The organism is Simplicispira sp. (assembly GCF_028687295.1).
GTDB lineage: Bacteria > Pseudomonadota > Gammaproteobacteria > Burkholderiales > Burkholderiaceae_C > Simplicispira > Simplicispira metamorpha.
This window is the reverse complement of the sequence record NZ_JAQUAL010000192.1, coordinates 1-5,365: the sequence shown is the minus strand read 5'-3', so window position 1 is coordinate 5,365 and position 5,365 is coordinate 1. Positions and strand designations below refer to the sequence as shown.

Below are 5,365 nucleotides of genomic sequence, written 5' to 3'. Positions count from 1 at the left end.
AGCCTGGCCCAGGGCCTGCTGCAAGCGGGCATGGCCAACTGCGGCAAGCATTTTCCGGGGCACGGCTACGTCAAGGCCGACTCGCACACCGAGGTGCCCATCGACAAGCGCAGCCTGAAAAAAATCCTCGCCGCCGATGCCGCCCCCTACCAGTGGCTGCGCAGCACCATCACCAGCGTCATGCCCGCGCACGTGATTTACCCCAAGGTGGATACGCGCCCGGCGGGCTTTTCCACGCGCTGGCTGCAAGACATTTTGCGCAGCCAGCTCGGTTTTGACGGTGCCATCTTCAGCGACGACCTGAGCATGGAGGGCGCGCGCCGCATCGACGGCCAGGTGGTCAGCTACACCGAGGCCGCCGTGGCCGCGTTGCAGGCGGGCTGCGACCTGGTGCTGCTGTGCAACCAGAGCCTGGGCGATGGCACCGCCGTGGACGAGCTGCTCGATGGCCTCGCCGCGCAGCAGGCCCAGGGCCGCTGGCAGCCCAGCCTGGAGAGCGAATCGCGCCGCCTGGCCCTGCTGCCGCAAACCCCGCCGCTGCCCTGGGACGAGCTGATGTTCCAGCCCGCCTATTTGCAGGCGCTGGAAATGCTGCCCTGAGCCTTGGCGGTCAGCCACCAGCGCGCCGCAGAACTCCTGTTTTGATAGCTGGTAGCGCCCGCCCCGCAAGGGCTAGGGACGGATTTGGTTTGAAATCTCAGCGTTGGGTTGGCTGGGGCACCCAAGCTGCGATGTGTGCTGCTGGACGTATCAAATGGCGCTGGCCGGGTCTGCTGGGGACGCAGCCGGTGCGGGCGTTGGCACCGCTGGATGCTGGCCCGGGGGCCAGCGGCGCAGCACGCGCTGGAAGATCAGCGCATTCGGGATTTGCAGCAGCGTGCCCGGTGCCTCAGGCGTGCCTTCTTGCAGCGTGGTGTAGAGCAGGTTGATGTCCACCACGCGGCCCCGGGCGCCGGGTTTTTCAGCGGTATCGAGCAGCTCGATGGTGTCACCGACATGGAACGGCCCCACGGTAAAAATCAGAAACGCGCAGAACAGGTTGGACAGCACGCTCCAGGCGGCAAAAAACGCCACCGCACCCACCGTGGCAAAGCCGGTAAATGCTGTCCACAGCACCGTGGCCGACACGCCCAGGCGCTCCAGCACCAGTAGCACGGCGCCGGCAAAAATCGTCCAGCCCAGCAAACCGCGCATCGGCACCTGCAACTCCAGCGGGATATCGTAGTGCGCGCTGGCCCGGGCCAGCGCCCGGCACAGCAGGCGGTGCAACAGCCACGCCGCCACCACGATCAGCAAAATGTGCAGGCCCGGGACAATGACTTCGAGCCAATCCTGGGCCCATTCGGGCAGGTAAAACTTCAGCGAGCGTTGCATGGAAAAGAGAAAGCAGCGTACCCGGTGGCCAGGCGCTAGCTGCGCCGCTGTGCCACCGTGTCCATCTGCATTTCGAAGCTGAAAAAACGGTCGCGGCCCTGGGTTTTGGCCGCGTACAGGGCCTGGTCGGCGCGCATGAGCATGCTCTCGGCGCTGGTGTTGTCGTCGGGCACGCAGGTGGTGATGCCGCCCGAGAGGGTCAGCGCATTGCCCAGCGGCGAGTTGGGGTGGGTGATGGCACGCACCCGCAGCAACTGGCCCAGCGCGCGGGCAAACGTCATGGCCCCCGAGCGCGGCGTGTTGGGCAGGATGAGCACAAACTCTTCGCCGCCGTAGCGCGCGGCCACATCGCGCGGGCGCACGCACACTTCGCTGAGCAGGCGGCCGATTTCGCGCAGGCACACATCGCCTTGCAGGTGGCCGATGGCGTCGTTGTAGAGCTTGAAGTGGTCCAGGTCGCACAGCATCAGCGTCAGCGGCGTGCCGTCGCGCCGTGCGGCCATGATTTCGCTGTGCAGGATGCGGTCCAGGCCGCGCCGGTTGACCAGCCCGGTGAGGGCATCGACCTCCACCATCTCGTTGAGGCGCTGGTTGGCCTGGTGCAGCTCTTCGGTCATGGCCACCAGGCGCCGGCGCATGTCCAGCAGGCGGCGCATGGCGCGCAGCTTGGCCACCAGCACGATGGGTTTGACGGGTTTGACCAGGTAGTCGTCGCCCCCGGCCTCGATGCCGCGCCAGACGTCCAGATCGCCGTCCAGGCCCGACAGGAAGATGATGGGCGTCCAGTCGCCCGACTCGGCCACGCGCATTTGCTGTGCCACCCAGTAGCCGTCGTTGCCGGGCAGTTTGATGTCCAGCAGCACCAGGTCAGGGCGGCGCGAGCGAAACAGGTGCAGTGCCATGTTGCCGTTGGCCGCTTGCAGAACGTCGGAAACCCCGGCGTGGTGCAGCTCGCCCACCAGCGCCGCGCGCACTGAATCCTGGTCTTCGACCACCAGCACCGTGAAGGGGCTGGCCGGCTCTTCGTCTGGGGCTATGGCGGGCACGGCATTCATGGCTGCGCCGGGCTCAGCTTTCGCGGCGCAGGGCCGGGAACAGGATCACGTCGCGGATGCTGGGGCTGTCGGTCAGCAGCATCATCAGGCGGTCGATGCCGATGCCGCAGCCGCCTGCGGGGGGCATGCCGTATTCCAGCGCGCGGACAAAGTCGTGGTCAAAGTACATGGCTTCGTCGTCGCCGCTGTCTTTGGCGTCCACCTGGGCGTGAAAGCGCGCGGCCTGGTCTTCGGCGTCGTTCAGCTCGGAGAAGCCGTTGCCAAACTCGCGCCCCGTGATGTAGAGCTCAAAGCGCTCGGTCACTTCGGGGCGCTGGTCGTTGGCGCGCGCCAGCGGGCTGATTTCGGTGGGGTGCTCCATGATGAAGGTGGGCTGCCAGAGCTTGTCTTCCACGGTCTCTTCAAAGTACAGCACTTGCAGGCTGGCCAGGGTGCGGCCCGAGAGCTTGTGTTTTTCTTCACTCATGCCCAGCTTTTTCAGGGCGCTGATCAGCCAGGCAGCGTCGTCCACATGGGCGCCTGCTTCGGTGTACTGGAAGATGGCTTCGCGGATGGTCAGGCGCGCAAAAGGCTGGCTCAGATCGACTTCGCGGCCGCTGTAGCTCAGTTGCAGCGTGCCCACGGCCTTCATGGCGGCATCGCGCACCAGCTGCTCGGTAAAACCCATCAAGTCCTGGTAGTTCCAGTAGGCCGCGTAGAACTCCATCATGGTGAACTCGGGGTTGTGGCGCACCGAGATGCCTTCATTGCGGAAGTTGCGGTTGATTTCGAACACGCGCTCAAAGCCGCCCACCAGCAGGCGCTTCAGGTACAGTTCCGGGGCAATGCGCAGGTACATCTCCTGTTCGAGCGCGTTGTGGTGCGTGACAAACGGCTTGGCGTTGGCGCCGCCCGGAATAGGGTGCAGCATGGGCGTTTCCACCTCCAGAAAGCCGTGTTGCACCATGAAGTCGCGGATGCCACTGACGGCCTTGCTGCGCGCCACAAAGCGCTTGCGGGCCTGCTCGTCGGTCATCAGGTCGATGTAGCGCTGGCGGTATTTGACTTCCTGGTCGTGGATGCCGTGGAACTTGTCGGGCATGGGCCGCAGGCTCTTGGTGAGCAGACGCAGCGTGGTGACCTTGATCGACAGCTCGCCGGTCTTGGTTTTGAAGGCCGTGCCTTCGGCGCCGATGATGTCGCCCAGATCCCAGTGCTTGAAGGCGGCGTACAGCTCTTCGCCCAGCGCATCGCGCGTGATGTAGAGCTGGATGCGGCCACCCGTGCTGCCCAGCGAGCCGTCTTGCACGGTGGCAAAGCTGGCCTTGCCCATCACCCGCTTGAGCATCATGCGCCCGGCCACGCTCATGGTGACGGCCTGGGCTTCGAGCGTTTCGGCATCGAGCGCGCCGTACTGCGCGTGCAAGTCGGCCGCCTGGTGCTGGGGTTTGAAATCGTTGGGGAAGGCGACGCCGCCGTTGCTTTGCAGCGATTCGCGCAGCGCGCGCAGCTTCTCGCGGCGCTCGGCGATGAGCTGGTTTTCGTCGTGGGCAGGGGGCGTAGCGTGGGGAGTGGTGTTGTCAGACATGGAGGGCGCCAGCAAAGGGCGGTGGTTTGAACCAAAACCCGTGATTTTAGGTTTTTGCACGCCCTGGCGGCGGCTTAGTGCGTGATGCCGTTGCGGCGCAAGACCCGGATGGCGGTTGTCAGCACGATTTGTACGTCCCACCAGCAGGATTGATGCCGAAGGTAATGTGTGTCCAGCGCCACCTTTTGCGCCACAGCAATTTCGTCACGGCCATTGATTTGTGCCCAGCCTGTGAGGCCAGGCCGCAGCGTATGCACGCCCTCGCGGGTGCGCAGTGCGATCAGGTCGTGTTGGTTGTGCAGTGCCGGGCGGGGGCCGACCAGGCTCATGTCGCCGCGCAGAATGTTCCAGAGCTGTGGTAATTCATCCAGGCTGCTGCGACGCAAAAAACTCCCGATGGGGGTGAGCCATTGCTCGGGGTGCTCCAGCAAATGGGTGGCTACCTCGGGCGTGTCGATGCGCATGCTGCGGAACTTGGGCATGCTAAACAGGGCGTTGTTGCGTCCCACGCGGTCTGACCAGTACAGCACCGGGCCGGGCGAGGTGGCTTTGACCCAGAGCGCAATCAGCAGCAGGGGCAGGGCCAGTGCCAGCAGGGCGAACAGGGCGACGCCAAAATCAAAGGTACGTTTCATGGTGCGGAAGATGGTGTGGGCGGCTGCATGGCGCGCTCCAGGCCCTGCGCCAGCGTCCAGGGCTGCTGCCAGCCAGTGCATTGGCGAAAAACCTGGCTGTTGACCTGCAACGAGTCGCACAGCCGCGCCATGGCATCACCGTGGCCCAGCAGCCGTGCCGCCGTGCGCAGGGCGGGCATTGGCAGCGGCCACAAACGCGCACTGCGTCCCATGGCCTGTGCCGTCAGGCGTAAAAAATCGGTGGTGGAGACTTCTTCTTCGTCTGCCAGCAAAAAGGTTTTTTGCACCACGTCAGGGTGTGTCAGGCACAGCGCCAGGGCATCGACCAGATTGTCCAGCCCGGCAAAGTGGCGGCGGTTATGCACTGCGCCCAAAGGTAAAGGCCAGCCGCGCTCCACGGCGCGCACCAGACGACCAAAATTGCCTGGTGCCTGCGGGCCATACACCAATGGCGGGCGCACGATGACATGTTGCAGGCCAATGTCGGAACTGACTTGGCGGATGTGCTGTTCACACTGCCATTTGCTGCGGGCGTAGGCTTCGGCAGGGGCAGGCACATCCTGCTCTGTAAAAGGCTGGCCGTTGGTGCGCACGCCGTTGACGCCAATGGAGCTGACAAATACCAGCCGCCGTACCGAAGTTTGCACACATGCACGCAGCAAAGCTGAAGTCAGGGCGAGGTTGTCGTCGAAACGCTGGTCATCCTGGCGCACGCGGGCATTGACCTGATGGGC

6 protein-coding genes are annotated in these 5,365 nt (G+C 64.6%); 1 reads left to right on the top strand and 5 read right to left on the bottom strand.

The features are described 5' to 3' along the window. Window positions 1-600: beta-N-acetylhexosaminidase (gene nagZ / locus PHX69_RS15190; protein WP_288044832.1), on the top strand; the 600-nt coding region annotated here is incomplete at its 5' end. A 150-nt stretch (window positions 601-750) separates the two neighbouring features. Here the strand turns inward: nagZ and PHX69_RS15185 are convergent. The 5 genes from PHX69_RS15185 to PHX69_RS15165 form a co-directional block, all read right to left on the bottom strand. After that, window positions 751-1,374, bottom strand: coding sequence for a mechanosensitive ion channel family protein (locus PHX69_RS15185; protein ID WP_288044830.1), 624 nt, complete (start codon window positions 1,372-1,374; stop codon window positions 751-753). A 35-nt stretch (window positions 1,375-1,409) separates the two neighbouring features. Continuing rightward, window positions 1,410-2,429, bottom strand: coding sequence for a GGDEF domain-containing protein (locus tag PHX69_RS15180; RefSeq protein ID WP_288044828.1), 1,020 nt, complete (start codon window positions 2,427-2,429; stop codon window positions 1,410-1,412). A gap of 13 nt (window positions 2,430-2,442) precedes the next feature. Continuing rightward, on the bottom strand, window positions 2,443-3,996 hold the full coding sequence (gene lysS / locus PHX69_RS15175) for a lysine--tRNA ligase (RefSeq protein WP_288044826.1): 1,554 nt from the start codon (window positions 3,994-3,996) through the stop codon (window positions 2,443-2,445). Window positions 3,997-4,070: 74 nt separating this feature from the next. Beyond that, window positions 4,071-4,631: a sugar transferase gene (locus PHX69_RS15170; RefSeq protein ID WP_288044824.1), complete on the bottom strand. Its 561-nt coding sequence runs from the start codon at window positions 4,629-4,631 to the stop codon at window positions 4,071-4,073. Continuing rightward, window positions 4,628-5,365, bottom strand: a 738-nt coding sequence (locus tag PHX69_RS15165; RefSeq protein ID WP_288044822.1) for an NAD-dependent epimerase/dehydratase family protein, incomplete at its 5' end; no start/stop codon positions are given. The genes PHX69_RS15170 and PHX69_RS15165, both read right to left, overlap by 4 nt.

Bases quoted from the DNA above. Each gene is read 5' to 3' on its own strand.
- PHX69_RS15185 (WP_288044830.1), bottom strand. From the start codon at position 1,374: ATGCAACGCTCGCTGAAGTTTTACCTGCCCGAATGGGCCCAGGATTGG.
- PHX69_RS15180 (WP_288044828.1), bottom strand. From the start codon at position 2,429: ATGAATGCCGTGCCCGCCATAGCCCCAGACGAAGAGCCGGCCAGCCCC.
- lysS (WP_288044826.1), bottom strand. From the start codon at position 3,996: ATGTCTGACAACACCACTCCCCACGCTACGCCCCCTGCCCACGACGAA.
- PHX69_RS15170 (WP_288044824.1), bottom strand. From the start codon at position 4,631: ATGAAACGTACCTTTGATTTTGGCGTCGCCCTGTTCGCCCTGCTGGCA.